This is a genomic window from Rahnella ecdela, assembly GCF_019049625.1.
GTDB classification, from domain to species: domain Bacteria; phylum Pseudomonadota; class Gammaproteobacteria; order Enterobacterales; family Enterobacteriaceae; genus Rahnella; species Rahnella ecdela.
In genome coordinates this window covers 1-255 of sequence record NZ_JAFMOY010000023.1, presented here as the reverse complement: position 1 = coordinate 255, position 255 = coordinate 1, and the positions used below count along the sequence as shown (strand labels likewise).

Here is a 255-nt window from a genome sequence, read left to right as displayed (position 1 = left end):
GGCGGTGCCTGGCGAAACGCTGACGTGGCCGCGACAAAATTTCCGGCGCGATACCAGGCGATCCCCTGCCAGAGCGGATCCTGAAAACGTTCTGCCGCCTGCGAATATTGCCCTTTATCAAACGCCCTTTGTCCCTGCATATCCGGGCTTATCCATGCATCGCGCCAGCTGGCGTGACCCTGCGGCAGATACAGCATCAGCGGCAGCGCCACCACCAGCCAGCAGATCAGCTGACGGCGGCAAAACAGCAACAAA

The 255-nt window shown here is 60.4% G+C and carries 1 pseudogene; it reads right to left on the bottom strand.

Annotation, left to right across the window (positions count from 1 at the left end):
- Positions 1 to 255: pseudogene (locus J1784_RS00100) on the bottom strand (hypothetical protein); the annotation flags it as partial.